Raw genomic sequence first — 466 nt, forward strand, 5'->3', positions numbered from 1 at the left:
GTACGTGAGTGTTGTTTTTGTTGTGCCCAGTTGTAGCGAGCGCACACCCCACGAACCATACGACCATGGTCTTACCACTGCGCGACAGCGCCGATAGTAGCTATAAGCCGCGCCGATCGTAGCCTTGCGCCAGCGGCGGAGCGCGTCCCGCGCCCCGCCGCCGCGACCTCAGCTCATGCCCAGCAGGCCCGGCAGCCACAGCGAGATCAACGGCACGTAGGTCACTAGGATCAGGAACAGCAGCAGGATCATCAGCCACGGCAGCGCCGCGCGGATGGTCGCCCCCAGCGGCATGCCGGTGACCGCCGAAGTGACGAACAGGTTGAGGCCGACCGGCGGGTGTACCAGGCCGATCTCCATGTTCACCACCATGACGATGCCCAGGTGGATCGGGTCGATGCCCAGCTTCATGGCGATGGGGAAGAAGATCGGCGCCAGGATCAGCACGATCGCCGAGGGCTCCATG

Annotated in this window: 1 protein-coding gene; it reads right to left on the reverse strand. The window is 64.6% G+C overall.

Features of this window, described 5'->3' with window-relative positions; translation table 11 throughout:
• Window positions 1–168: 168 nt before the first annotated feature.
• A partial coding sequence (locus tag FLO80_RS23835; protein WP_149187143.1) for a TRAP transporter large permease subunit occupies window positions 169–466 on the reverse strand: 298 nt, incomplete at its 5' end.

This window comes from Aquicoccus porphyridii (assembly GCF_008369105.1).
In the GTDB taxonomy this organism is placed as follows: domain Bacteria; phylum Pseudomonadota; class Alphaproteobacteria; order Rhodobacterales; family Rhodobacteraceae; genus Aquicoccus; species Aquicoccus porphyridii.